27 protein-coding genes and 2 tRNA genes are annotated in these 24,406 nt (G+C 64.2%); 13 read left to right on the top strand and 16 right to left on the bottom strand.

Annotated features, from left to right (window positions below; all coding sequences use genetic code 11):
• Positions 1–111 precede the first annotated feature (111 nt).
• On the bottom strand, positions 112–936 hold the full coding sequence (locus AADZ55_RS22700; protein ID WP_085324607.1) for a crotonase/enoyl-CoA hydratase family protein: 825 nt from the start codon (positions 934–936) through the stop codon (positions 112–114).
• A 23-nt stretch (positions 937–959) separates the two neighbouring features.
• Here AADZ55_RS22700 and AADZ55_RS22695 point away from each other — a divergent pair, with 23 nt between their 5' ends.
• On the top strand, positions 960–1,544 hold the full coding sequence (locus tag AADZ55_RS22695; protein ID WP_085324700.1) for a TIGR03086 family metal-binding protein: 585 nt from the start codon (positions 960–962) through the stop codon (positions 1,542–1,544).
• Here the strand turns inward: AADZ55_RS22695 and AADZ55_RS22690 are convergent, their stop codons facing one another.
• Positions 1,545–2,012 (bottom strand): MarR family transcriptional regulator, encoded by a 468-nt coding sequence (locus AADZ55_RS22690; protein WP_119184934.1) that lies wholly within the window; start codon positions 2,010–2,012, stop codon positions 1,545–1,547.
• Between the two features lie 91 nt (positions 2,013–2,103).
• Here AADZ55_RS22690 and AADZ55_RS22685 point away from each other — a divergent pair, with 91 nt between their 5' ends.
• Positions 2,104–2,433 (top strand): hypothetical protein, encoded by a 330-nt coding sequence (locus tag AADZ55_RS22685; RefSeq protein ID WP_133056409.1) that lies wholly within the window; start codon positions 2,104–2,106, stop codon positions 2,431–2,433.
• Here the strand turns inward: AADZ55_RS22685 and AADZ55_RS22680 are convergent.
• Positions 2,430–3,488 carry a pyridoxal phosphate-dependent aminotransferase gene (locus AADZ55_RS22680; RefSeq protein WP_085324605.1) on the bottom strand — a complete coding sequence of 353 codons (1,059 nt, stop codon included), beginning with the start codon at positions 3,486–3,488 and terminating at the stop codon, positions 2,430–2,432. The two genes, AADZ55_RS22685 and AADZ55_RS22680, sit on opposite strands and share 4 nt — an antisense overlap.
• An 89-nt stretch (positions 3,489–3,577) precedes the next feature.
• On the opposite strand from AADZ55_RS22680, the gene AADZ55_RS22675 reads away from it, so the two are divergent.
• From AADZ55_RS22675 to AADZ55_RS22665, 3 genes are all read left to right on the top strand, one after another.
• Positions 3,578–3,666: transfer RNA gene (locus tag AADZ55_RS22675), tRNA-Ser, on the top strand.
• 34 nt (positions 3,667–3,700) lie between these two features.
• A tRNA-Arg gene (locus AADZ55_RS22670) sits at positions 3,701–3,773 on the top strand.
• 102 nt (positions 3,774–3,875) lie between these two features.
• Positions 3,876–5,171, top strand: coding sequence for an MFS transporter (locus AADZ55_RS22665; RefSeq protein ID WP_085324604.1), 1,296 nt, complete (start codon positions 3,876–3,878; stop codon positions 5,169–5,171).
• A gap of 69 nt (positions 5,172–5,240) precedes the next feature.
• Here the strand turns inward: AADZ55_RS22665 and AADZ55_RS22660 are convergent, their stop codons facing one another.
• Genes AADZ55_RS22660 through AADZ55_RS22650 form a run of 3 tightly spaced genes read right to left on the bottom strand, consistent with a single transcriptional unit; the run spans position 5,241 to position 8,167 of the window.
• Positions 5,241–5,666, bottom strand: coding sequence for a PCC domain-containing protein (locus tag AADZ55_RS22660; RefSeq protein ID WP_207569060.1), 426 nt, complete (start codon positions 5,664–5,666; stop codon positions 5,241–5,243).
• A 31-nt stretch (positions 5,667–5,697) separates the two neighbouring features.
• On the bottom strand, positions 5,698–6,756 hold the full coding sequence (locus AADZ55_RS22655; RefSeq protein WP_278248590.1) for an asparaginase: 1,059 nt from the start codon (positions 6,754–6,756) through the stop codon (positions 5,698–5,700).
• A gap of 10 nt (positions 6,757–6,766) precedes the next feature.
• A complete protein-coding gene (locus AADZ55_RS22650) occupies positions 6,767–8,167 on the bottom strand; it encodes a helix-turn-helix domain-containing protein (RefSeq protein WP_242670037.1) in 1,401 nt (466 codons plus the stop codon).
• 325 nt (positions 8,168–8,492) lie between these two features.
• Between AADZ55_RS22650 and AADZ55_RS22645 the strand changes: the two genes are divergently transcribed.
• Positions 8,493–9,044 carry a hypothetical protein gene (locus tag AADZ55_RS22645; RefSeq protein ID WP_133056408.1) on the top strand — a complete coding sequence of 184 codons (552 nt, stop codon included), beginning with the start codon at positions 8,493–8,495 and terminating at the stop codon, positions 9,042–9,044.
• A gap of 66 nt (positions 9,045–9,110) precedes the next feature.
• On the opposite strand, the gene AADZ55_RS22640 is transcribed toward AADZ55_RS22645, so the two are convergent.
• Positions 9,111–10,109 (bottom strand): phosphotransferase family protein, encoded by a 999-nt coding sequence (locus AADZ55_RS22640; RefSeq protein WP_085324698.1) that lies wholly within the window; start codon positions 10,107–10,109, stop codon positions 9,111–9,113.
• Between the two features lie 71 nt (positions 10,110–10,180).
• Positions 10,181–10,552, bottom strand: coding sequence for a nuclear transport factor 2 family protein (locus tag AADZ55_RS22635; RefSeq protein ID WP_085324600.1), 372 nt, complete (start codon positions 10,550–10,552; stop codon positions 10,181–10,183).
• A 126-nt stretch (positions 10,553–10,678) separates the two neighbouring features.
• Here AADZ55_RS22635 and AADZ55_RS22630 point away from each other — a divergent pair, with 126 nt between their 5' ends.
• A complete protein-coding gene (locus tag AADZ55_RS22630) occupies positions 10,679–11,623 on the top strand; it encodes a class I SAM-dependent methyltransferase (protein ID WP_085324697.1) in 945 nt (314 codons plus the stop codon).
• Positions 11,624–11,635: 12 nt separating this feature from the next.
• On the opposite strand, the gene AADZ55_RS22625 is transcribed toward AADZ55_RS22630, so the two are convergent.
• The gene (locus AADZ55_RS22625) at positions 11,636–12,466 is read right to left on the bottom strand and encodes a hypothetical protein (RefSeq protein ID WP_207569059.1); all 831 of its coding nucleotides are present in this window, start codon (positions 12,464–12,466) and stop codon (positions 11,636–11,638) included.
• 103 nt (positions 12,467–12,569) lie between these two features.
• Here AADZ55_RS22625 and AADZ55_RS22620 point away from each other — a divergent pair, with 103 nt between their 5' ends.
• From AADZ55_RS22620 to AADZ55_RS22600, 5 genes are all read left to right on the top strand, one after another.
• Positions 12,570–12,986 (top strand): MmcQ/YjbR family DNA-binding protein, encoded by a 417-nt coding sequence (locus AADZ55_RS22620; RefSeq protein ID WP_085324599.1) that lies wholly within the window; start codon positions 12,570–12,572, stop codon positions 12,984–12,986.
• A gap of 95 nt (positions 12,987–13,081) precedes the next feature.
• A complete protein-coding gene (locus AADZ55_RS22615; protein ID WP_207569065.1) occupies positions 13,082–13,333 on the top strand; it encodes a hypothetical protein in 252 nt (83 codons plus the stop codon).
• 10 nt (positions 13,334–13,343) lie between these two features.
• Positions 13,344–13,499: a DUF6131 family protein gene (locus tag AADZ55_RS22610; protein ID WP_242670036.1), complete on the top strand. Its 156-nt coding sequence runs from the start codon at positions 13,344–13,346 to the stop codon at positions 13,497–13,499.
• Between the two features lie 106 nt (positions 13,500–13,605).
• On the top strand, positions 13,606–14,310 hold the full coding sequence (gene tcrX, locus AADZ55_RS22605) for a two-component system response regulator TcrX (protein ID WP_085324694.1): 705 nt from the start codon (positions 13,606–13,608) through the stop codon (positions 14,308–14,310).
• Complete coding sequence (locus AADZ55_RS22600) at positions 14,288–15,808, top strand: sensor histidine kinase (protein WP_207569058.1); 1,521 nt, start codon at positions 14,288–14,290, stop codon at positions 15,806–15,808. The genes tcrX and AADZ55_RS22600 overlap by 23 nt, the downstream gene beginning before the upstream one ends.
• Here AADZ55_RS22600 and AADZ55_RS22595 read toward each other — a convergent pair.
• On the bottom strand, positions 15,805–16,290 hold the full coding sequence (locus AADZ55_RS22595) for a lipoprotein LpqH (protein WP_085324597.1): 486 nt from the start codon (positions 16,288–16,290) through the stop codon (positions 15,805–15,807). The genes AADZ55_RS22600 and AADZ55_RS22595 overlap by 4 nt on opposite strands.
• Before the next feature lie 172 nt (positions 16,291–16,462).
• Between AADZ55_RS22595 and AADZ55_RS22590 the strand changes: the two genes are divergently transcribed.
• Complete coding sequence (locus AADZ55_RS22590; protein ID WP_242670035.1) at positions 16,463–18,355, top strand: alkyl/aryl-sulfatase; 1,893 nt, start codon at positions 16,463–16,465, stop codon at positions 18,353–18,355.
• A 73-nt stretch (positions 18,356–18,428) separates the two neighbouring features.
• On the opposite strand, the gene AADZ55_RS22585 is transcribed toward AADZ55_RS22590, so the two are convergent.
• From AADZ55_RS22585 to AADZ55_RS22560, 6 genes are read right to left on the bottom strand one after another with little or no spacing between them, the layout of a single operon-like run.
• Positions 18,429–19,544 carry a sodium-dependent bicarbonate transport family permease gene (locus AADZ55_RS22585; RefSeq protein WP_085324595.1) on the bottom strand — a complete coding sequence of 372 codons (1,116 nt, stop codon included), beginning with the start codon at positions 19,542–19,544 and terminating at the stop codon, positions 18,429–18,431.
• A 43-nt stretch (positions 19,545–19,587) separates the two neighbouring features.
• Positions 19,588–20,559: an NADPH:quinone oxidoreductase family protein gene (locus AADZ55_RS22580; RefSeq protein WP_085324594.1), complete on the bottom strand. Its 972-nt coding sequence runs from the start codon at positions 20,557–20,559 to the stop codon at positions 19,588–19,590.
• On the bottom strand, positions 20,559–21,170 hold the full coding sequence (locus AADZ55_RS22575) for a TetR/AcrR family transcriptional regulator (RefSeq protein WP_085324593.1): 612 nt from the start codon (positions 21,168–21,170) through the stop codon (positions 20,559–20,561). Before AADZ55_RS22575 ends, AADZ55_RS22580 begins: the two co-directional genes overlap by 1 nt.
• The gene (locus AADZ55_RS22570; protein ID WP_085324592.1) at positions 21,167–22,486 is read right to left on the bottom strand and encodes an acyl-CoA dehydrogenase family protein; all 1,320 of its coding nucleotides are present in this window, start codon (positions 22,484–22,486) and stop codon (positions 21,167–21,169) included. The genes AADZ55_RS22575 and AADZ55_RS22570 overlap by 4 nt, the downstream gene beginning before the upstream one ends.
• A gap of 16 nt (positions 22,487–22,502) precedes the next feature.
• On the bottom strand, positions 22,503–23,267 hold the full coding sequence (locus tag AADZ55_RS22565) for an SDR family NAD(P)-dependent oxidoreductase (protein ID WP_085324591.1): 765 nt from the start codon (positions 23,265–23,267) through the stop codon (positions 22,503–22,505).
• A 1-nt stretch (position 23,268) separates the two neighbouring features.
• A complete protein-coding gene (locus tag AADZ55_RS22560) occupies positions 23,269–24,345 on the bottom strand; it encodes a phosphotransferase family protein (RefSeq protein WP_085324590.1) in 1,077 nt (358 codons plus the stop codon).
• Positions 24,346–24,406 lie beyond the last annotated feature (61 nt).

The following is a 24,406-nucleotide window of genomic DNA, read 5'->3' as shown; positions in this document are numbered from 1 at the left end:
CGCGGGTCATCTGGCGCCGCTCCTGGCCAGGGTCATGGTTGCCACTACCGCGAGGGTACGTGACGTCGTCAGCGCGCCCGCAATAACCGCCAAGCCCCGCTCGCGCTTGCCTTACTCGCCGGTGAACTGGGGCGGGCGCTTGGCGAACGTTGCCGAGATGCCCTCGGTGAGGTCCTTGGACGGCAGGAACGCGGCGTTCCAGGCGGCGACATAGCGCAGGTTCTCCGATACGGCGGAAGTGCGTTGCTGGTCGAGGACGTCCTTGACGCCGTAGACCGCCAAAGGTGGGTTGGCGGCGATCTCGACGGCGGTCGCGTGTGCGGCGGCCAGCGTCTTGTCGGCGTCTTCGTACACATCGTTGACCAGGCCGATCTTCTCGGCGCGGGCTGCGTCGATGTCCCTGCCGGTCAGCGCGAGCTCCCGTAGGTGGCCGTCGTTCAGGATCAGCGGAAGGCGCGCGAGGCTGCCCATGTCGGCGACAATCGCCAGTTTGACCTCCCGCACCGAGAACTTCGCGTCGGCGCTGGCATAGCGAATGTCGACCGCGGAAATCAGATCGACGGCGCCGCCGATACACCAACCGTGTATCGACGCGATGGTCGGGGTGCGGCAGTCCGCGACGGCGTTAGTCGCCTTCTGCATCCGCAGCACCTCGGCGTGGAAGTCGGTGCGCGGGCGGGCCAGGGCACCCTCGGCCATCAGCGGGGCGAACGTCCCGCCCATCGCCCGAACGTCCAGGCCGTAGCTGAAGTTCTTACCCGATCCAGTGATGACAATGGCCCGCACATCGCGGTCGGCGTCCAGCGTTTGGAACACGTCAGGCAGCTCCGACCAGAATGCGGGCCCCATCGCGTTGCCCTTACCCGGTCCGATCAGCGTCACCTGCGCTACCTGGTCTTTGGTTTCGACGGTGACTGATTCGTATGTTTCGCCCATGCCCAGACCGTAGCGTGGCGACCATGCCGCCTGATTTGCGCCCCGGACCAGATTCCGCACCGACCGACGAGCTGGCGAGCGCCGAAGCAGCGTTGGGTGTGCTGCAGCAAGTTCTGCACACCATCGCCGGGGATGAGAAGTTCACGCCGACGCCTTGCTCGGAATACAACGTAAAGGAGCTCACCGAGCATCTGCTCCATTCGATCATGGTCCTTGGCGGCATGGTTGGCGCGGAGTTCGCCATCGGCGAGGACACCGACTCAGTAGAAGGCCTGGTGATCGGCGTGGCCCGGCCGGCCCTCGATGCCTGGCGCCGGCACGGTTTGGAGGGCGACGTGCCGCTGGGTCCCGGCTCGATGACCGCCCAGGTCGCAGTCTCCGTGCTTTCCATTGAATTCCTGGTGCACGCTTGGGATTTCGCCGCCGCGGTTGGATGCGACGTCGAAGTCCCGGATTCGCTGTCCGACTACGTGCTGGGTCTGGCCCGAAAGATCATCAAGCCGGACGAACGGAGCGCGGCCGGGTTCAATGACCCCGTCGACGTGCCCGCGGATGCCAGCGCGCTGGACCGGCTGATCGCGTTCACCGGCCGCAACCCGGCCAAGTAATCAAACACCTGACGGATCAAGGCCGGTCGGGGGTCCAGCCTGCCGGACGTCGGCGATCAAGCGTCGCAATAGGGTGCGGGCCACCGCGATATCTGCGGGCGGCAAATCCGCACCGAGAGCCCCGTTTGCGGCCTGCGCGCGCGTGGTGATCCCCTCCAGCGTCTGGCGACCGGAGTCGGTCAGTGCCAACAAGGGAGAGGTGCGATGGTCGGGGTTGGTTCGCATCTCGGCCAGGCCGTCGCCGATCAACGCATTGGCCACGCGTTGCACGTTCTGACGGGACACACCTAGCCGCCGGGCAGCTCGCGGCACGCTGAGTGCCTCCTCTGACACCACACTGAGTAGCTGCCAGCGGGCCTGGGTCTGTCCTTCGGCGGCCGCAATCGTCTCTCCCGATTTGCGGAACACGCCCGCGGCCTCGTAGATGTCGGCGATCAGCAGAGCCAGTTCGCTAGCTGCATCTGTCACAAATATGACAATATATTGTCAATTTGACATTATGGTGCCAATGTATCGGCGGGGTCCAATCGGGACACGGTCTCGGCAGATCGGAGAACAGATGAGCGATGCGATCGACAACCTCGAGGCCGCGCGCAACCGGGCCGCGTCCATTCGGCCGAAAGTGGGAGGCTTTGCCTACCTCGCTGAGACCCTGCGCCGCGCCGGTGTGACCGGCTATCAGCACGTCGTCCCCGCGGCCACCGGCTTGTATCTCACCGATGCCGGGCCCGTCGTCACGCAGGCCAGCCCCATTGTCGACGGTATCGCCGAGGTCGCGCCGTGGAACCGCGACGCTGTGATCGCGGCGGCGGTGCCGGAAAATGGGGCCGCCGCGTGCCTTGAGCTTGGTGAACGTCTCGCGGGCCGCGTTGATTGCGTGCCGTTCTAAGGCGTCTTCCAGCCGCGCGCGAACCGCAGGAACACGTCGTTCTCATCCGGGGCGGCTATGGTGACCCGCACGCCATCCGTGCCGTACGGGCGGATCACGATGCGCGCGTCGGCGGCCTGCGCCACGAAGTCTGCGGTGTGGGGCCCCAGCGATAGCCAGATGAAGTTGGCCTGCGACGGCGGCAGCGTGAACCCGGCGGCCCGCAACTCGGCGCTGACCCGGGCGCGCTCGGCGACCACGGCGTCGGTGCGCGCCAGCAGCTCGTCGGCGGCGTCCAACGACGCGATGGCCGCAGCCTGCGCGATGCTCGACGCGGTGAACGGTACGTAGACCTTGTCCAGGGCGGTGATCACGTCGGGGTGGCCGATCGCGTACCCGATCCGCAAACCCGCCAGGCCGTATGCCTTCGAAAAGGTCCGCAGCACAACGACATTGCTGTGGGTGCGAACCAGGCCCAGGCTGTCGGGCAGCATGCCGTCGCGGATGTACTCCACATACGCCTCGTCGATGGCGATCAAGATGTGCGCGGGAACCGCCTCGACGAATCGGGTCAGCGCGTCCGGGTCGACGACGGTGGAGGTCGGGTTGTTGGGGTTGCAGACGATAATCAGCCGGGTGCGGTCGGTGACCGCGGCGAGCATGGCGTAAAGGTCGTGCGTTTGGTCGGTCAACGGCACCTGGATTGCGGTGGCGCCGGCGACCTGCACCTGGGGTGGATAGAGCTCAAAGCTGCGCCAGCCGAAGACCACTTCGTCGCCCACCGAGGCGGTGATCTGAACAAGTTGCTGGCACAGGCTGACCGAACCGCAGCCGACGGCGACGTGCTCGGGAGCGAAGCCTGAGCCGAGATGTCTGGCCAGCGCGGCCTTGAGCCGCACACAGCCGTTGTCGGGGTAGCGGTTGATCGTGTCGGTGGCCCGGTCGATGGCGGCGCGGACGCTGGGCAGCGGGCCGAACACCGTTTCGTTGCTGGCCAGCTTGATCGCGCCCGGCACCGTTTTGCCAGGAACGTAAACGGGCAGCCCAGCCAACTCGGGTCGCAGGCGGGCGGTCACGTCGACAGCATATGTGGCCGCTGTGTACGCTAAGCCTCCGACGGTTCGGGGATCCCGGAATAGGGGTCGGGTACTCTCGGGAAGTTCATGGAGGCGTGCCAGAGCGGCCGAATGGGGCTCACTGCTAATGAGTTGTCCCCCTCAAAGGGGACCGGAGGTTCAAATCCTCTCGCCTCCGCGCCGTCCTCTATAGGGGAGACAACTGAAGACAAGCGCCCGTAGCTCAACGGATAGAGCATCTGACTACGGATCAGAAGGTTGGGAGTTCGAATCTCTTCGGGCGCGCTTAGATGCTGTATGACCTCGGGTGATGCTTGACATTTTGTCTTCGGGTGATGCCTGACGGCGTCACCAGGGCGGGGCAACGTGGCCTATAGCATCTAGCGGGTGAAACGTGTGGCCTTGGCAAGCCTGGTTGGTTCCGCCATCGAGTTCTACGACTTCTTCCTATACGGCACCGCAGCCGCTTTGGTGTTCCCCACCGTGTTCTTTGCCAACTTAGGGCCGACAATGGCGACAATCGCGTCGCTGGCGACGTTTGCTGCCGCCTTCTTCTCCCGACCGCTGGGAGCCGCGGTTTTCGGGCACTTCGGCGATCGCCTGGGCAGGAAAGCAACTCTGGTCGCAACGTTGTTGATCATGGGTCTGTCCACGGTGGCGGTGGGTTTGCTCCCCGGCGTGGCCACCATCGGTGTAGCCGCGCCATTGATCTTGCTCACGCTGCGGCTACTGCAGGGATTGGCGCTTGGGGGCGAATGGGCTGGGTCGGCGCTGCTGGTTGCCGAGCACGCGCCGGGCGACAAGCGCGGACAGTATGGAATGTTCACCCCACTTGGAGCCGGCGTGGGCCTCGTCGTTGCCAACCTGGTCATGCTGGCCGTCAACTTCGCTATCGGAGAGACCAGCCCCGCGTTTATGAGCTGGGGTTGGCGGGTGCCGTTTCTGTTCAGCGCGGTGTTGGTTCTGGTAGCCCTGTATGTGCGCCTGAACATCACCGAGACACCGGTTTTCGCCCTGCACAAGCTGAATCAGCAGGCGGATACAACCGCGCCCAGCGCCCCCATCGCCGCGCTTCTCCGGGCACAGCCTCGACAGGTCGTGCTCGCAGCTGGTTGCGTAACCGGACTATTCACGCTGAGCTTCATGGCGGGGACCTATCTGATGAATTACGCCCGCACCCAACTCGGCTATTCGAGGGACCTGATCCTGTTTGTTGGCGTGTTCGGCGGGTTGTCGATGATCGCGCTTGTTGTGCCGGCGGCAGTCTGGTCTGACCGTTTTGGCCGACGACGCGTCATGCTGTGCGGTTTTGTTGTTGGCGTGCCCTGGGCGTTCGCGATGATGCCGTTGATGGATACCGGTGACTCGGTGCTGTTCGCTGTCGCTATCACCGTGACGTATGGGATCGTGGGTGTGGTGAATGGGCCGCTGGCCTCGTTTATCCCGGAAACTTTCGCCACCCGCTACCGGTTCACCGGTGCGGGACTCACATTTAACGCTGGTGGGATTGTCGGCGGCGCGGCGCCGCCGATAGTTGCCGGTGCACTCGCGACAACTGTTGGGGGGTGGGCCATTGGGTTGATGATGGCCATCCTGATACTCACCAGCCTCGGCTGTACGGTTCTGCTGCCGGAGACAAGGGGCAGCGCGTTGATGGACGGCCAAGCACTGATGACGCCGTAGCGCTTCTGTCTCACTCTCCGACTGCACCAGCAGCGCGGCGTTTCCGGGTCACCCCTGGTTGGCGTGCGATCACCCTGTATCGAAGCGAAGCAGCGGAACGTCGAAGAGCTCCGCGGCGGGTCGTCGCCACATCGTGGGAGCGATGACCTCGATGACGAGCATCTCCGTGAGGAACTGGACCTTGGCGCCGAGCAGATGGCTGCTGTGTCCGCTGGCGGCGTGCTCCTTGCGGCCGACTGCGACGTGGATGTGTGGTTGTACTTGGTGGCTGTCAGGGTCGTAGGCCACGGTTCCACCACCGAACGCTTCAACGTTTGTCAGGTGCACTCTGCTCCACACCGGGGCATCCGGGCTTTCCAGTTTGTCGCAGGTGCCAACGAGATCGACTTCGCTGAATCCGGCGATGAAGGACGGAATATAGGCCTGGCGAACATTGACGCTTTCGCAGAATGCGGCCAGAGCGGTGAAAAAGTCCTCGCCGTGGTCGAATACCACACCGAAAGTCCTTCCCAAAGTTAGTTCCGAGCTACGCATATGTTGGCTGCCTACAATCGGAAACCTTTGGCCAGGGCCATGTTTCGGGATCGGCTTCGCCGCCTGCGGCAGCGAAAGCGGCCCGGATGCTGGTGGCATCCGCATCGGCGGCCAGTAGCGCGTGCAGTAACACGCGAGCTTTGAGCGCGTCGAGGAATCCGGCGCCAATCAAACCGCAGCTACGAAGATCTTGCTCAGAGCCAGCAAAACCGTATGTGCGTGCCAGTACCGATCCGGCACCGGCACGGGAGGCAAGCACGACCGGCCTCGACCTGGCCAGTGTTGCCAGCATCGGCACGAGCCGAGCCGGAACATGCCCGGCTCCAAACGCGGCGACGACCATTCCGTCGCAGCCCTCGCAGGCCTTAACCAGGGTGCCGTCGTCGTCGAGCGTGAGCGTCAGCACGCCGATCCGAGGACCGACGAGATTCGTTGTCGGCACCACGAAACGTGCCGGGGGACCGCTAACAACTACGGGCTTGCCCTCGATAACGAAGCCGATGGGGCCACCGTTCGGCGATTCAAATGCACCGATGCTGGTGGTATGGGTCTTGCGTACCCGGGCTGCGGCATGGATTTCGTCGGCCATCACCACCAGCGAACCGAACCCCCGAAAAGCGGGATTCGCGGCTACTTGGATCGCCGCGAGAAGGTTGGCGGGTCCATCGGGTCCGGCTAGACCGGAGTTCCTCATCGCCCCGGTGAACACGACAGGTTGGCATGTCTGATGAATGAGGCCGAGAAGATACGCGGTTTCCTCGACCGTGTCGGTGCCCTGGGTAACCACCACGCCATCGACATCGACGAATCGGTCTCGGACTGCAGCAGCCAACGCGCCGATATCACCGAACGTAAGACAGGCTCCGGGAACCGTGCCGAAGTCCTCGGCGACTATGTGTATGCCCGTGTCGGCGAGTCCTGGCACCGCTGCAACGAGTTGGTTGACGGTCAGTGCGGGTGTGACCCCGTTCGCTCCGGTCGGATCGGTCATGGCGACGGTACCGCCAAGACCGAGTACGGCGACGCAGGGTGTATTTGACGGGCTCGACACGGCGCCCAGCCTATCGGGCCGCCTTGGTGAGGTCGGCGACGAAGCCGCACGCACGATCCACGCCGATCAGCGATAGCAGTCGGCTACGCGGCTGGGCCAGGCCCGCCGCCCCGTACTCGGATAGTTCGGAACAGCGTTGGGCGAACCATTCCCAATCGATGTCCAGGTAATGTGCCGCTATCCGCATCCGAGTCAGCGGATCCGCTCTTGCCGTGATCGAATTCTCGCAAACGTATGCAACTACGTCGCGGAACTCGCGCACCGTGGCCCGGTTGTCGGTTGTGTCGACCTTCCAAATTGATTCCGAGCGAACCCAGTTCGCAACTATTGCACGTCCGTGCGGATCGAGCACGAATCCCGGTAGCGTGGTGTATTCCGCTTCGGTGGATATATCTACTCGGATGCCGAAGGATTCGTTCAAGGCTATCGCGAGCAATAGCAGGGTCCGCTTAAAGCGTGGCGAGGACGACACCGCTAGGGATGGGACGCAGAATATGCGTGCATGATCGTCGTCGGTCAAAGCCTTGATGCGTTCCAGATAGCGGTACTTGTGCTCGAACAGCAGCCACGCACAGGCCTCCTCGCCGCGCTGCTCTCGGGTCCAGAATTTTGGCGTTTCGAGCGCGTGGATGTGGCGGGTGATGTGACGGGCGCAGAAGGCCGAGCCCAGCCACATTCGCGACACCGGCGATAGGTCGCTTGCGAGCTCACTACCCGCAAACGACGAAGGGCGCTTGAGGTACGCGCCGACCTGTGCGTCAGCCGTTGTCAACGCCGCATCGTCATCGAGCAGCGGGTCGTCAAGATTCCCAACCGCCCACAACAGCCCCAATGTGAAGTCATCAATCTCGAACGCCCTTGGGATTACCAGCGGGGCCTCCTCGATCGAAGCGGATATCCGTGCCGTGACTTTGCGGCGATCGAGCCCGTAGTGCTTGTATTCCCCATCGGGTTGGCGAACCTCGACGACCATCAGGCCACGGCCGAATCCGTTCAAGAGCTGGCTGCGGCTCTCCGCATTGGGTAGGTCCACGAGAATTCGACCATCGTCCCGCCCGGTGACAACGGTGATCGAAGCTGAGCCGACAATATGCTCCACGTTACTGACGCAGCGCAATAGCCTCTCCAGATTGGGCATTGCGGCGGTCGAGGCGTCGCCGTATCGCGAATTATGGTGGTCCGGCAGCTTGAACCACAGCAGCTCGCCGGGAATCCCGAGCACCTGAGCGAAGTGGACGAGCTTGCTCAGTCGCTCTGGCGCCGGACCCTTTTCGATCCGGCTGAGCTGTGCTTGGGTGAGGCCAAGCCACGAGCTGACGAGTTCCTGTGGCAGCACTCGCCCGTGATGTGGGTGGCAGCGGTAGGCAAGTATCACCCGCCCCATGTGCCAGGTTGCCAGAGCGTCACGCATCTGATCGACGCGCCAGAACTCGGGCGGAACGGCGGGAGCTCGACCGTGTTCATAGTGCTCAGTGGCTTCGCAAGGGCCGCACAGGGTTTGGTCGTTGTACTGGCTTAATCTCCCGCCGCAGCGTGCACAGTGACGCATCCTTGCCCCGCTCACCGCCATGCAGACTCCGCATTCTCCGGATTCTTTTGTCGCGCCCTGGCCGGCCAAGCTACCACGACCAGCAGGTATACCTTTCGGGTATACGCCGCATGCGCATGTGTCGTGGTGCTCGACGACTCGATCCTGGATTCTGGGCCAGCGGACGAGAAGTTCGGAAGGAGATGCAATGGCGCTCTCGGTTGTCCCGTCAATGGAACGGGCGTTGACCTCCCATGGCACAGACAGTGCACCCGCCTTCGTGGTTACCACACGCGGCACCCTCACACCGTTCTCCATCGACGACGACGCGTTCGCCGAGTGGCTAGTAGCCCACGGTGGTGAGCTGGCACGCAACCTCCTCGCCCGCGGCGACCAAGCCCCTGGACAAGCTTTGTCTGACTTGGCACATTGGGCGCTAAGTGCCGCCGTGCTAGTAGGCGATCCCGGCATCGAACTGAATGTCCATGGCTGTGTGACCGAAGAGACCGGATACGTTGTGCGGCTCAACAACCGCGGCGGGCATCAACAGCTAGTCGGTCTAATTAGAGGATGGCACGAACTGCGCTGGCCGCCAAGCGATCTCACTCTCAGTGAAAAGATCCGCTGCTACCTGCAGCAAGTCTGCGATGTGGCCAACACCCTGCTGAACGACCTTCGAGCAACCCCACCGCCCCGGCACGCCCGGTGCTGGGATTCCGCCGCCGTCGACCGGTACCCGGTCGCGAGGTCCGGCTACTGATCTGTTCAGCCGCCCGGGCGCTTGGGCGCCGGCTGATCGAGGTGTGACCCCGCGCGGCCGGGACGGTTAGGACTGCGTCGCGATAAGCGACAGCGCCCGTTCGAACAGGTGCACCGTGGCCGCATGAAGCTGGTCACCAACCTCCTTTTCGGCCTGGCCCGCGCAGGCGCGCGCCAACGTCCCCTCGATCACGATGCCGAGCTTGAAGCAAGCCAGCACGGTATACCAGCCGATGTGCGACAGGTCGCGGGCGGTGTTGCCGGCGTACCGCTGTAACAGCTCGTCGGTGCTGGCCAACCCGTCCAGCCCGCTAAGGGCGTGGCCGAACACACTGGACCCGTCCGGCTGGCGCCAGGTGGCCAGCAACCAGCCCAGATCCAGCAGCGGGTCACCGATCGTGCACATCTCCCAGTCGACGATGGCGACGACCTCCGGCCCGGTGCGGGAGAACATCACGTTGGCGGCGTGGTAGTCGCCGTGCATGATGCCGGGCGTCCACGTCGCCGGTCGATGCCGCGCCAGCCAGCTGGCCACCCGCTCGACGCCCGGGATCTGCGGCCCCGGGTAGTTCTCATATCTTTGATAGGACCGCAGTTCCGCAAGCCAGCGCGGCACCTGCCGTTCCAGAAAACCGTCCGGTTTGCCGAAGTCGGCCAGCCCGACGGCGACGTGGTCTACCGCGCCAAGCTTCGCCAGGGCGTCGGCCATCGACAGCCCCATCTGGAACCGCACTCCGGGATCACCCGCGTGCGATGGCGGTAGGCCTTCGCCGGCGTTGAATCCGTCGACGGGCTCCATCAGGTAGAACACGGCATCACCGAGCACGCCGGGGTCGTCGCAGCTGGCGATCAGGCGGGGGTGGGGCACATCGGTGCCGGCCAGCGCGGCCAGCACCCGCGTTTCCCGCAGCATCACGGAGTTGCTGTGTGGACGAAGGTGGCGCGGTCCGCGACGCAGCACATAGGATCGGCCGGACCTGGTGAACCGCAGCATGATGTTCTGCGTTCCACCGGTGACCGCGGAAACGTCGTCCAACGGACCATTGCCCAGACCCTGCTCGGACATCCATTCGGCCACCGCCTTGAGGTCCACATGCGTCACGCGCCCGAACCTACTCCGAGTAGTGCGCCCGAACGTCAGCGTTTGGGTTGCGGGGTGTAGCGGACGGTCTGTGCCCAGATCATGCCGTCCCGGAATACGAAAGTATCGATTCCGTCGTCAACCCGGCCGTCTGCCGAACTCGCGGTCCACTCGAGGAACAGCACATCTTCCTCGAAGATTTGGGTTTTCAAGTCCCACACCGCGTTTGGTACGTCGTCGAGCAACTTGACGAACAATTGCCGAATGCCGTCCTTGCCGCGTGCGACGCCGGCCGGGGTAATCACAAAGGAGTCGTCGCGGTAATCGGCGACGATCTCATCGAGGTCGCCCGCGGCGAGCGCCTGGCCGTGGTGGGCGAATACTTCCTGCGGCGTACGTGGTGGCTTGGGTCTTATCGCGGGGCTCATCGCGCTCCTTTGCAACCTGTCGACCATCTGGGAGAAAGCGTAGGACACTCTCGACGAGCGCCCGGCGCCCTCGGCGGCTGGAAGAATCGTTTGCGAGAACTGACCTTCTGGCTGGAGGGATTCGCGATGCCGCGGACCGACGACGATTCCTGGGCTATCACCGAGAGCGTGGGAGCCACCGCCCTGGGCGTGGCGGCTGCCCGTGTTGCCGAGACCGAGAGCGATAACCCGCTGATCAACGACCCGTTCGCGCGGGCGTTCGTCGACGCGGCAGGCGACGGGATATGGAGCATCTACGCCGATCCCTCGCTTTTGGCCGGTGCGACAGACGTCGACCCGGACGTGCGGGCGCGGGTAAAGCTGATGGTCGACTTCGTGGCCGCCCGAACGGCGTTCTTCGACGACTTTTTCCTCGCCGCGGTCAACGCCGGAGTGCGGCAAATTGTGATCCTTGCCTCAGGCCTGGACTCACGCGCCTGGCGGCTGGCCTGGCCTGACGGGACCGTGGTTTACGAGTTGGACCAGCCCAAGGTGCTGGAATTCAAATCCGCCACGTTGCGCCAGCTCGGCGCGCAGCCGATGTCGCAACTGGTGAACGTCCCGATAGACCTGCGTCAGGATTGGCCAAAGGAACTGCAACAAGCGGGATTTGACGCATCGAAACCGTGCGCGTGGTTGGCCGAAGGGTTGTTGCGTTACCTGCCGGCGCGGGCTCAGGATCTTCTGTTCGAGCGTATCGATACGCTTAGCGGCCCGGGCAGTTGGTTGGCGTCCAACGTCCCCGGCGTCGGCTTTCTCGACCCGGAACGGGTGCGCCGCCAGCGTGCGGAGATGCGGCGAATGCGGGCCGCGGTTGCCGAGCTGGTCGAAGCCGAGATACCCGACGTTGACGAGCTCTGGTATGCCGAGGAGCGCACGGCCGTCGCCGACTGGTTACGGGAACGTGGTTGGGTCGTGTCGGCGGCAACGTTGGCCGAGATGCTGGCTCGCTATGGGCGCACTATCCCCGATGGCGGCGAAGACGCGATCCCGCCAAACCTTTTTGTCTCCGCGCGGCGGGCCGCGGGCTGACGGCGATGTGCCTCACGGCTGCCCAAAGAGCAGGGTCTCCACGTCGCTCTTGATCGCCGCGATCGCGTCGACGGGAGTCAGGTCCTGACCGTGCGCGTTCTGTCCGAGTTGCGGCCAGCCGGCGCCGTTGGGCCCGCGCAGTTGATCCCAGATCTCGCGGACCTTGGTCAATATTTCGGCTTGTTCTTCGTCGGTGAGCGCCATCAACGGTCCTCCGTTCGTTGTGATGCCGCATGCGGCGGCGAACTGTTGCGGGGTAAGTCCGTTGGCCGAGTTCATATCGCACCGACCGAACGGTGGAGCGCCCTGTGGAAGATTGGGGCTGTACCCGCTGCCATCGGTGTACTGGTGCGCGACTTGCCCGGGTAGGTTCGGATTAGACCCATAGCCCGCGCCGATGACGCGCAGGCCTGCCGGGCGAACGCGCCACATGTTGAAAAAGTCGTAAGCGTTGGCATAACCGATGATTCGCGCGGGTGAGCCGGCGTAGTCAGCCAGGTTCCAATACAAGCGGTTGATCCAGCTCGACCCGTCACCGGGCGGGTTCCCGCCTGATTCCACATCGAGCATCAACGCGATCCGGCGATGCAAGCCGCCGGCGGCGTTGATCATCGAACGCACGGTGGTGGCATTGGCCGACCAGTTCGGGCGTACGTAGGTGTAGACGATTCCGAATGTCAATCGCCGGCTGTCCAATGCGGAGCGCATCCATCGGTAATTGTGCGCAAAGTTGCGATCCCGGTAGGTGCCGTCGCAGACGCGAATCGAAAGCACTCGGTATGGATACGAGTCGTTCACGGGCACTTGATATTCGGAGACATCGGCGAACAAAGTGTCAGTCACAGCACCTCAATTCCCCCACACCGCGATGCGTGTCGTCATGCTACCGATCCGGCCCGGGGAATTATGACATCGTGTCTCGGCGGGTCTCGGTATTGTCGCCGCTATGGCTGATCGACCCGCCCAGGTCGGCGATGTCCATCGAATCGCCGCGTCGATGCCGCACGCAAAGCGGCTAGCGGGCCCGAAGGGTAACCCCATCTATCAGGTGGGCGGCAAGTCATTCGTGTTCTTTCGCACACCGCAGCCAGACGCAACCGACGCGGTAACCGGCGAACGTTACGACGACGTGATCATGCTCTGGGTTGAGTCGGAGAGCGACAAGCTTGCACTGGTCCAGGATCCTGCCCTGCCCTTCTTCACCACGAAGCATTTCGACGGTCACCCCTCGGTACTGGTGCGGGCGAGTCGATTGGCCGAAATCGGCACCACGGAATTGGCCGAGCTGATTGCCGACGCTTGGCTGGCGCGCACGTCGAAGAGGCGGGCCCAGGCGTGGCTCGCCGCGCAACACCAGGCTTAGGCAAGATCGTGGTCGGCACCGAAATGGATCGGCGAACGTGTTTAGACATGGGTACAACGGGTATTGTTGATCGTGCGGGAATTTTCTCGGACACAATGGAGGTCGCGATGCGTGGTCGCAGAGCTATTGGCGTGATTGTTCTCGTGTGGTTGCTTATCGGAGCCTTCGCGGCGTGGCAGCGTGACTACTTCACGGGTGGGCAAACAACTTGTGCCACAGCGGGAACCATTGCAGTGACGGTGGTTGCTGGGCCCTTAAATTACATGGGTGTCAACCCCCAAGTGCGGGATTGCCGTTTGCCGCAACCCAGTTCAATGCAATCAGTCGACCTACAACCCATCGCATAAGGAAGTCATCATGATTGCAGTCGGCGCAGTATTGCTCATTCTCGGATTTGTGTTCGGCATTCAGTTGTTGTGGGCGCTCGGCATAGTCCTGCTTGTGATTGGCGCGGTGCTATGGGCCTTGGGCTCAATGGGCCGCCCGGTCGCCGGCAGGCGCTACTGGTACTAAGCGCTAGCTTCACAGCGCGCACATAGCAGCGCCATAGCGTCGGCTCAGCGGTGTGCGGATACTTGACCCTGTGACACAGCACCGCACCTCGGTTGAGCGCGTCGTCATGTGCCGCGCCGACGGCCAACCGGTCACCGTGCTGGTCGTCGACGACGAACCCGTTCTTGCCGAGATGGTGTCCATGGCCTTGCGGTACGAGGGCTGGAATATCACCGCCGCCGGCGACGGATCTTCGGCGATTGCGGCGGCCCGCACCGAGCGGCCGGACGTGGTGGTGCTCGACGTGATGTTGCCCGACATGAGTGGCCTCGACGTGTTGCACAAGTTGCGCAACGAGAACCCAGGCCTGCCAGTACTCCTGCTGACGGCCAAGGACGCCGTGGAGGATCGCATCGCCGGGTTGACCGCGGGCGGCGACGACTACGTCACCAAGCCGTTCAGCATCGAGGAGGTAGTGCTGCGGCTGCGGGCACTACTGCGGCGCACCAGGGTGACGACGGTCGACAGCGGTGCACAGCTCATAGTGGGTGACTTGGTGCTGGACGAAGACAGCCACGAGGTGACGCGCGCCGGCGAACCGGTTTCGTTGACGTCTACCGAGTTCGAGCTACTGCGATTCATGATGCGCAACTCCAAGCGGGTGCTGAGCAAAGCGCAGATTCTGGACCGCGTCTGGAGCTACGACTTCGGCGGCCGGTCCAACATTGTGGAGCTGTACATCTCGTACTTGCGCAAAAAGATCGACAACGGCCGCGAACCCATGATTCACACGCTGCGCGGCGCGGGTTATGTGCTCAAGCCGGCCCGCTAGCAGTCCGCGAGTCTGGTCGCTTCGGCTGCGGCTGCTGGTAGGGCAGGTCGTCGTCCTCGCCGTGGTGTGTGTGGGAATCACCGCGGCAACCGAGATGGCGCTGCGCCACCACCTGGTGGCGCAACTCGACAACCAACTTCGCGGAACGTCATACCGCTCGGCGCTGATGTACCCGGAAAAGAAACCCCGTCCGCCATTGCGGCGCGAGACGCACAACTACATCAGGCCGGGCCCCGGCCCGAGGTTTCTCGATGCCCCAGGCCAGCCGGCCGGGATGGTGGCGGCGGTGGTCGGCGATGGCAAGACGATCGACGCCGGATACCTGACCGGCAGTGGTTCGCGGGCGGCGTTGACGTCAACCGCCGAGGCTCAGCTGGAACGGATCGCCGGTAGCCGCACACCGGTGACCCTGGATCTCGACGGCCTGGGCCGGTACCGCGTCGTGGCGGCCCCGAGCCGAAACGGAGACGACGTCATCGTCACCGGCCTGTCGATGGCCAACGTCGACGCCACGATGTTGCAGATGCTGATCATTTTCGGCTTCGTCACGGTGATCGCACTGGGTGCCGCGACGACCGCCGGGATCGTCATCATCAGGCGTGCGCTGGCGCCGTTGCGGCGCGTCGCGCAAACCGCGAGCAAGGTCGTCGACCTACCGTTGGACCGCGGTGAGGTCGAACTGCCAGTCCGAGTGCCCGAACCCGACGCAAACCCGCACACCGAAGTGGGCCAACTCGGGTCAGCGGTCAACCGGATGCTGGACCACATCGCCGCCGCGCTGTCGGCGCGGCAGGCCAACGAGACCCGGGTGCGCCAGTTCGTCGCCGATGCCAGCCACGAACTGCGTACGCCGCTTGCGGCGATCCGGGGCTACACCGAACTGACGCAGCGGATGGGGGACGATCCCGAGGCTGTCGCACACGCGATGAGCCGGGTGGCATCCGAGACGGAGCGGATCACCCGCCTCGTCGAGGACCTGCTGCTGCTGGCACGCCTGGACTCGGGGCGGCCGCTGGAACGCGAACCGGTGGACATGTCGCGGCTCGCGGTTGACGCGGTCAGCTACGCGCACGTGGCCGGCCCGGATCACCAGTGGGAACTCGACTTGCCCCCCGAACCGGTGATCATCCCGGGTGATGCGGCACGGTTGCACCAGGTGGTGACCAACCTGCTTGCCAACGCACGCGTCCATACCGCTCCAGGCACCCTCGTGACGACACGCTTGAGCACCGGGCCGACGCACATCGTGCTGCAAGTGATCGACAACGGCCCCGGCATTCCGGTGGCGCTGCAATCGGAGGTGTTCGAACGGTTCGCCCGCGGCGATACGTCACGGTCCCGCACAGGCGGTAGCACCGGACTCGGCCTGGCGATTGTCTCCGCCGTGGTCAAGGCACACCACGGAACGATCGCCGTGAACAGTTCACCCGGTCATACTGAATTCGCGGTGCGGTTGCCACTCAACGGGTGGCAACCGTCCGCGTCATCGGTCGGCTAGGAACAGGTCACCTCGATCTCAAACGGCTTGTTCACCGGTTGCATCGGGTTGGCCATGTCGACTCCGGTAGCGGTGCCGGTGATCTTGTAGCTACTGCCGTCCTTGGTCGCCGAGGCGTTGCCCTGGCCGGTACCCGACGTGTACCCGAGCGTCACACCGTTGACATTGCCGAGCCCGACCGACTTGACCTCGGGTGGATTGGCGTCGGTCAGAACGGCGGCGATGCCGGTGGCTGCACCACCGATCGCAATGTTGACGTTGCCGGCGGCCGTCGTGCAGACGACCGAGCCGGTCACGTGCTGGTCCTGTCCATCGATGGTCACCTTCGGACCGGACGCCCCGGCAGCTCCAGTGGCCGCCGTTGTGGGGCCCGGACTCGTTGTCCCGGTGCCACTTGTAGTCGATTTGTTGCTCGAACATCCGGAAAGGCTCGCGACCAAAATTGCCGCTCCGGCTACCGCGACCGTCAGTCCACGTTTCACCTGTGCTCCTTACCTCGTAGCGGTCCATCGGCATTGAGGACCGTGTCGAAGTATGCGGGTTAACTGGACCGAAGATCTAGGGTCCGCGAGAAAATATTTCGTATTCGCTAGCCGGCAGGTACTCGGTGGGGTGCCGTGTGGGTCTTTCGGGGCCGGCTTCAACGGTGGCAATGTGTTCCCGGTGGACCATAAATCTCCTACCGCAGTCATCGAGGCAGCACACGCCAAACACTCTCTACCATTCCAGGACGCAACCGATTTCGACGACGCCGATCGTGGATTCATTGCGGCGCTATCCCCGTGTGTCATCAAGGCGTCGGATGGACGTGTGGTCTGGGACAATGACGCATACGCATTCCTCGGCGGGCCCGCGCCGACCTCGGTACATCCCAGCTTGTGGCGGCAATCGACGCTGACCGCCAAACAGGGGCTGTACGAGGTGGTGCCGGGCATCTACCAGGTCCGTGGATTTGATCTGTCCAACATCAGCTTCGTCGAGGGCGACACCGGAGTCATCGTCATCGACCCATTGGTGTCCACCGAGGTAGCCGCCGCGGCTCTGGCTCTCTATCGAACTCATCGGGGCGGTGACCGTCCCGTCGTCGCGGTGATCTACACCCACAGTCACGTCGATCATTTCGGCGGGGTACTGGGCGTTACTACACAGAGCGAGGTGGAGGCGGGAAAGGTGGCGGTGCTGGCGCCGGAAGGCTTCACCGAACACGCCATCCAGGAGAACGTCTACGCGGGTCCGGCAATGACGCGCCGCGCGACGTATATGTATGGCTCCCAGCTGGCGCGCGGACCCCAGGAACAGGTGGGCTGCGGGCTGGGGCAGACACCGTCGACCGGCGAGGTGGCCATCATCGTTCCGACCGTCGATATCCGGGCAACCGGGGAGAAGCACACCATCGACGGCGTGGAAATCGAGTTCCAGATGGCCCCGGGCACCGAGGCGCCCGCCGAAATGCATTTCTATTTTCCGCGATTCCGCGCTTTGTGCATGGCCGAGAACGCCACCCACAACCTGCACAACCTACTGACCCTGCGCGGTGCGCTGGTCCGCGACCCGCGTGCCTGGTCGGGCTATCTCACCGAGGCGATCGACACGTTCGCCGAGCGCACCGATGTGGTTTTCGCCTCCCACCACTGGCCGACCTGGGGGCCAGCGCGGATCGTCGAATTCCTGTCTTTGCAACGAGATCTCTACGCCTACCTGCATGACCAGACGCTGCGTCTGCTCAACCACGGCTACACGGGGGTGGAAATCGCCGAGATGTTCCAGATGCCGCCGGCGTTGGAGCGAGCCTGGCATACCCGCGGCTACTACGGGTCGGTAAGCCACAACGTCAAGGCGGTCTACCAGCGCTACATGGGATGGTTCGACGGCAACCCCGGCCGGCTCTGGCCGCATCCGCCAGAAGCCCTCGCACCGCGCTACGTCGACGCGCTGGGTGGGATCGACCGGGTCATCGAACTTGCTAAGACGGCCTTCGATACCGGCGACTTCCGTTGGGCGGCCACGTTGCTAGACCACGCCGTGTTCACCGACAGCGACCACCCGGCGGCTCGTGCGCTCTACGCCGATACGTTGGAGCAGCTCGCCTACGGTGCCGAAAACGCTACCTGGCGGAACTTCTTCCTGAGTGGAGCCGCCGAATTGCGCGGCCGCAACTTGGGCACGGCCGCCCAAACCACCGCGCCGGCTTTGCTTTCGCAGCTGACGCCCGACCAGATCTTCGACAGCATTGCGATTCGGGTCAACGGCCCGCGCAGCTGGGACCTCGAAATCGCCATCGACATCACCCTTGCCGGGCAGGGCGAACCGGATACCAACTACCGACTCACGCTACGCAACGGCGTCCTGGTTCATCGCAGGGTTGCCGGTGATTCGGCGACGGCCAACGTTACGGTCAAGCTGGAAAGCAAGTTTCGGCTACTGGCCGTGGCGCTGGGCGACTTCAGCTCGCCGGGGCTCGAGGTGTCGGGCGATCCCACGGCGCTGCAGTCGCTGCTGGGTGTACTTGACGAACCTGACCCAAACTTCAATATCATCACGCCTTAGTGCCGCGAGCAGACGCAAAATTGGCCTAAAACCACTGGTTTCGGACAATTTTGCGTCTGCTCGCGCGGAAACTTCAGCTGAAGAGCCGGGCGATCTCGATGTAGACCGGAATCCCGATTGTGACGTTGTAGGAAAACGTCAAGCCCAACGATGCGGCCAATGGCAAGGTCGGGCTCGCCTCGGGGATCGCCAGCCGTTGCACCGCCGGGACGGCGATGTAGGACGCCGCTGCGCACAGTATCGCAAATAGGACGTATGTTCCAGGCTTCAAGTCAGTGTGTGTGACGAGAGCGTACCCATGTGCGACGCTGATCCCCAGCATCGCAAATAGATTCGGCGCCAGCAGACCAAAGACGATGAAGCCGCGGCCTGCCGACCTGAGGTCCCTCAACTTGCGAGCGGCCGTTATCCCCATCTCGAGCAAAAACAAGCACAGTGCACCATGGAATGCCGACACAAAGAACGCGTCATCGTCGCGAACTACCTGAACACCTTGTAGTCCACTAATGAAGCCAATGACGATCCCGCCAATGAGCAGTCCAAGCCCTGGATTTAGGAACACCTCTCCGAGGAGCTCACGGGAGAGAACGCGCGATCCCTTTTGACTCCGGTCGAACACGGGTTGCGCGGCTGCACCGGGCCCGGTCCTAGCTGGTGCGGTGTAACCAGCCTCGTCGGGCATCAGCCCCGTCGCGTCCATCCCGCTGCGCCGCAGCCGGCCCACCAGGTACAGCGCCAGCAGGCAGCCCGGAATCTCCATAATGGCCAGCATGACCGGCATATAGGCGTCGAAGGCAACACCCATGACGGTAAGGAGGCCCATACAGGCCGCAAAACTCCCCGCTCCATCCGACGCGTAATAACTCGCCACGGTGGCCTTGTCTACGCGCCGTATGGCCGTCAGCTGATTAAGCAAAAAATAGGCGATCGCGCCGTTGGCAAAGTTCCAGACGAAGCCCAGGATCACGAATCCTGCGATGTTGCCGATATCCCGTGGGTCGATGTGGGCAAGAGCCTCGCCCCCGCGCCAGCCAATGGCCAGCAGTAGGTAGATGGTCAGACCCTGGTAGATCACGTAGGGAAACTCGAAGCGGACCTTCAGGACCGTAATTAGGAAGCCAAGGTAAAAGAACAGCAGCAGCGGCTTGAAGAGGTTGTGGGCAAAGTTCTGCCAGAATTCGTGCAGCATCAACCCTCTCCTCGGACTCTGAGGGAGAGTACCTGCCGCCCTTTCAGGGCATGTCGATGACGACTTTTCCTAGCACTTTGCGCTCGGCCACCTGCCGCAACGCAGCCGGGGTTTCGGCCAGCCGGAATCGCGCGCCAATGTGTGGCCGGACTAGCCCGGAAGCGAACATCTGGGCCAACTCTGCTACGTCGCGAGTCGCCTCGTCGGGATGGTCGTTCATGAAGGTGCGAATCTCCATGCCGCGCACACTGATGCCCTTGAGCAGAACGAGATTGAGCGGGATGGCCGGGATGGTGCCCGCGGCATAGCCGAGGGTGACGAACGTGCCGCCGCGGGCCAGGCCGCGCAGCGCCGGCTCCGAGTAGGACCCGCCGACGGGGTCGATGACCACGCGGGCGCTATCGCCGGTGAGCTCACGGATGCGGGCTTTCAGATCCTCCACGTCGTAGTTGACGGTGGCCGCGGCACCGCGCTGCGCGCATAGCCGTAGCTTTTGCCGGCTGGACGCCGCGGCCAGCACCCGGGCTTTCATGGCCACCGCCAGGTCGACTGCGGCCAGGCCGACACCGCCGGCCGCGCCGAGGACGACCACCCAATCTCCGGCCGAGACTTGGGCAACCGAACGCAATGCGTGATACGCGGTGCGGTAGGTGACGCCGAAGGCCGCGGCCAAGGCGAAGTCGGCGTCCTCGGGTATGACCGCCGCCGACGCCGCATCCAGTAGCGCCCGCTCGGCGAATGCTCCGATCGCCGTGGCCCCGAACACCCGCTGGCCCGGGCTGAACGACGCGTCTTCGCCCGCGACTAGCACCTCGCCGGCAAGCTCGCTACCCGGAGTGAACGGCACCGGAACCCGGATCTGGTATTTGCCGGCGATCAGCAGCAGGTCGGGAAAGTTGACCGCGGCGGCGTGTACCCGCACCAGCAGCTGGCTGGGGCCCGGGACGGGGTCGGCGACATCGGCGACAACCAGCTGCTCGGGTGGACCGTAGGCGCGGCAGACGATCGCGCGCATCAACCCGCCCCCAACCCACGCAGACAGAACCGCACCAGGTGCGCCATGTCGGCGGAGTTGGGCCGTTCGGCCGACCCCACATACCGTCGCATGGCCGCAGACGTGCAGCCGAATACGGCCGCGACGTCGCGGTCGACATCTGCGCTGCCCAACTCGGTGATGGGCTCGATCAGCAGATCGCGTAGCGGCCCCAGCATCTCCTGGTCGGCGCCAAACCCACTGGCCGCCGTTGATAACTGCCCGGCCGCCGCGCGACTCATGCTGATCAGGTGCGGGTCGGCGACCTGTGCCAGGGTGCCCTCGATCCAGCGCGCGATCTTGTCGGCCGGCCTGGATTCCTTGACCATCTGATGCTGAAGATAGGACACCACGATCGCGACTCCGCGCTCCATGACCGCCAGGATGAGATCGTCCTTCCCGGCGAAGTACCGGTAGAACGCCTTGTTTGACGAGCCGGCCTCGGTGACGATGTCGCTGACCCGGGGCGGCTCGGGTGCGACCCGTTCCATCACCCGCACCGCGGCGGCCAGGATGCGCTCGACCTCCTCGGTGGCCTCGCGCTGGCGAACGTCGAGCGCCCGTTCGACGGCCGCGGCGACCCGGCTGTTCATCGCGAATCGGTCAGCGCGGGACCGTGATCGACGAGGACCCCGTACTTTTCGCGGGCTGCCTCGCGGCGGATGTCCAGCATTTCGCTCGGCCACTGCGGATCCTCCGCGTCGTAGTGCTTCAGCAGCAGCCGGGCCAGGTTGACCTTGTGCGCTTCGGTGGGTCCGTCGGCCAAGCCCAGTGCCACGCCGCCGAGCAGCACATTCACCAACGGCAACTGATTGGTGGTGCCCAGCGCGCCATGCACCTGGATCGCGCGCAGGCCGACCGACTTGAGCACTTGCGACGCCAATATCTTGCAGGCGCCGATCTCGGCACGGGCCGCGTGTTCGCCGGCGGTGTCGATCATCCAGGCGGCGTGCAGCACCGCCAACCGGAATGGCATCAGCTCGGTGTAGGAATCCGCGATGAAGGCCTGCACCAACTGTTTGTCTGCCAGCGAACTACCCTGTGTAAAACGGCTTTTCGCGCGGCGTGCCATCATATCGATCGCGCGTTGCGCCACCCCTATCGAGCGCATCGCGTGATGCAGCCGTCCACCAGCCAGCCGGGTCTGCAGGATCAGGAAGCCCTGACCGGGTTCGCCCAGCAGCGCGTCCGACGGCACCCGCACCCCGTCGTAGCGCACCAGGGAATGCCCGGGTTCATGTGGAAGTGCGCCGACCACATGGTGGTTGGCCTCTATGGTCAGGCCCGCGGTGCCCGCCGGGATCAAGAAGGTCGAGGCGCCGCGATGGACCGGCACGTCGGGATCGGTGATCGCGACGACAATGAAGAACGATGCCACGGACGCGTTGGAGGAGAAGTACTTTCGACCGGTGATCACCCAATCCCCATCTTTCTGGGAACCGTCGCGTACCGCACGAGTCCGGAAGACCCGCGGGTCGGCGCCGCCCTGCGGCTCGGTCATGGAGAAGCACGAGAAGATCTCCCCAGACAGCAGCGCCGCCAGGTACCGATCCTTCTGAGCCTCGGTTCCGAACCGGGCGAGAATCTCCGCATTGCCGGTGTCGGGTGCCTGGGTTCCGAATATGATCGGCGCCCACGGGCTGCGGCCCAGGATCTCGTTGATCAATGCCAACTTGACCGCACCGAAGCCCTGCCCGCCCAGCTCCGGGCCCAAATGCGGTGCCCACAAGCCATTGTCGCGAACCTGCTGCTTGAGTGGATCGACGATGCGGCGACGTTCGTCGTTCAGCGGCAGAAACTCACAGCCCGGGAAGAGTATCTCTAGCGGTTCTACCTCGTCACGGACGAACTCGCGGATCCAGTCGAGCTTCTTCTCGAACTCCGGTTCGGTGGAGAAGTCCCAAGCCATCGAATACTCCTGTCTCTTAGGGAACGCCGCCGTCGACCCGCAGGACCGAACCGGTGGTGAAACTGGATGCGTCAGAAGCCAGAAACAGGGCGGCACCGACGATTTCGGGTGGGTTGCCGGCGCGCTGCAACGAGAGGTGCCCGAACGGGTTCTGCGTCGCTTTGTCGAGATTCCAGGCCTTGCTGATGTCGGTCAGGAACGGGCCCGCCATCAACGTGTTTACCCGCACCGCAGGCCCGAAGGCCCGCGCCAGTCCCTCGGTCATGGCGTTGAGCCCGGCCTTGGCCGCCGCATAGGGAATGATGTCGCCGCCCGGACGCAGCGACCCGGTGGAGCTCACGTTGATGATGGACCCGCGGCCGGCGGCCACCATCCGCTCACCCACCAGGGCCGATAGTCGGAAGGGGCCCTTCAGGTTGAGGTTGAGCACGGCGTCGAACAGCTGCTCGGTAACGTCGGTCAGCTTGTCGTACAGGGGCGACATGCCGGCGTTGTTGATCAACGTGTCGACCTTGCCGAACCGCTCGTAGGCGGCCGCAACCAATCCGTCGAGCTGCTCCCAGCGTCCCACGTGGACTTGATAGGGCATCGCCGAACGACCGGTTTGGGCCTCGATCTGCTTTGCGGTGGCCACGCAATTTTGCGCCTTGCGGCTGGCAATCACCACGTCGGCCCCGCAGCGGGCCGCGGCGAACGCCATTTCACGGCCCAGTCCGCGGCTGCCGCCGGTAATTAGTACCACCCGGTCGGTGAGATCGAAAAGCTCATCCGCATAACCCATTTCAGCGTCCCTTAGGCGATCGTGCCAGCTCGGCCGCGGTGGCGATGAGCCGCGGAACCATCGACCCGAAGGTTTCGATGATCTTGGGGTCGACCCCGGCCTTTTCGGGGTCGGTCGAAACCCCGGCGGCGTAGGTCTTCTCCAACACGATCCCGAGTTTCCAGTTGGCCAGCACCAGGTAGTAGTCGATGTTCTCGGTGGACAGCCCACTGACCGTCTCGTAGCGGTCGAGCAACTCGCTGCGCGCCGGCATGCCCCGCATATCCAGATAGAACCCGTCGGCGCGGGGATATTCGCCGTCATAGCCCAGCAGCGCCCAGGCCAGATCCAACAGCGGGTCGCCGATCGTGGTCATCTCCCAGTCCACGATGGCGGCCAGCCGAGCCGGCGTTCCGTGCGCGAACATGACGTTGGCGAACTGGTAATCGCCGTGCATGATGCCCGGGTTGTAGCGGACGGGCCGGTTGCGGCGCAGCCAGTCTGCGGCCACGTCCAGACCGGGGAGGGCGCGCACCCGGTAGGCGTCGAGAAATCTCAGCCAGCGATCAACCTGTCGCTCGTGGAATCCGTCCGGACGGCCGAAACCGGCGAGGCCGTGCGCGCGCCAATCCACCCGGCCCAGCTTGGCGGCGCCGTCGACGAGTTCGAATGCCAGCCCGCGCCGGGCGTCCAGATCGGTATCGAAGGGAGCTCGCCATCCGCCGGCCATCGGGCTCCACCCATCGATCGCGCGCATCACGTAGAACGGCATGCCGAGCGCCGAGCCGGTCTCGTCGGCCGCGATCAGCTCCGCGTGGGGCACGTCGGTGCCAGACAGCGCACGGACCAGCCGGATTTCCCGCAGCAATCCGTCGATGCGGGCCGCATCGGCGCGCGGGCCGGGCATCCGCAGCACCATGGGTGCCAAATCTTCGGCTGGGCCGCGTCGGATCAGATACAGGGTGTTCTGCGAGCCGCCCCCCAGCTGCTCGACTACCGGCTCCTCGCCGCTGCCCGGGGCCCCGGTACCGGCAAGGCGGCTGTCGAGCCAACGACCAAGAACTCCGGCGTCCAGTTGGGTGTCACCGGCAGTCACCATATTCCGCACACCCCGCTCTCTAGTCAGAGAATAGTATTCTCATGCGGCGTGGGAAGGGCCC

The sequence above is a fragment of the Mycobacterium decipiens genome, assembly GCF_963853665.1.
In the GTDB taxonomy this organism is placed as follows: Bacteria; Actinomycetota; Actinomycetes; order Mycobacteriales; family Mycobacteriaceae; genus Mycobacterium; species Mycobacterium decipiens.
Note: the sequence above shows the minus strand (reverse complement) of the source record. Positions and strands in the feature narration are given on the sequence as shown.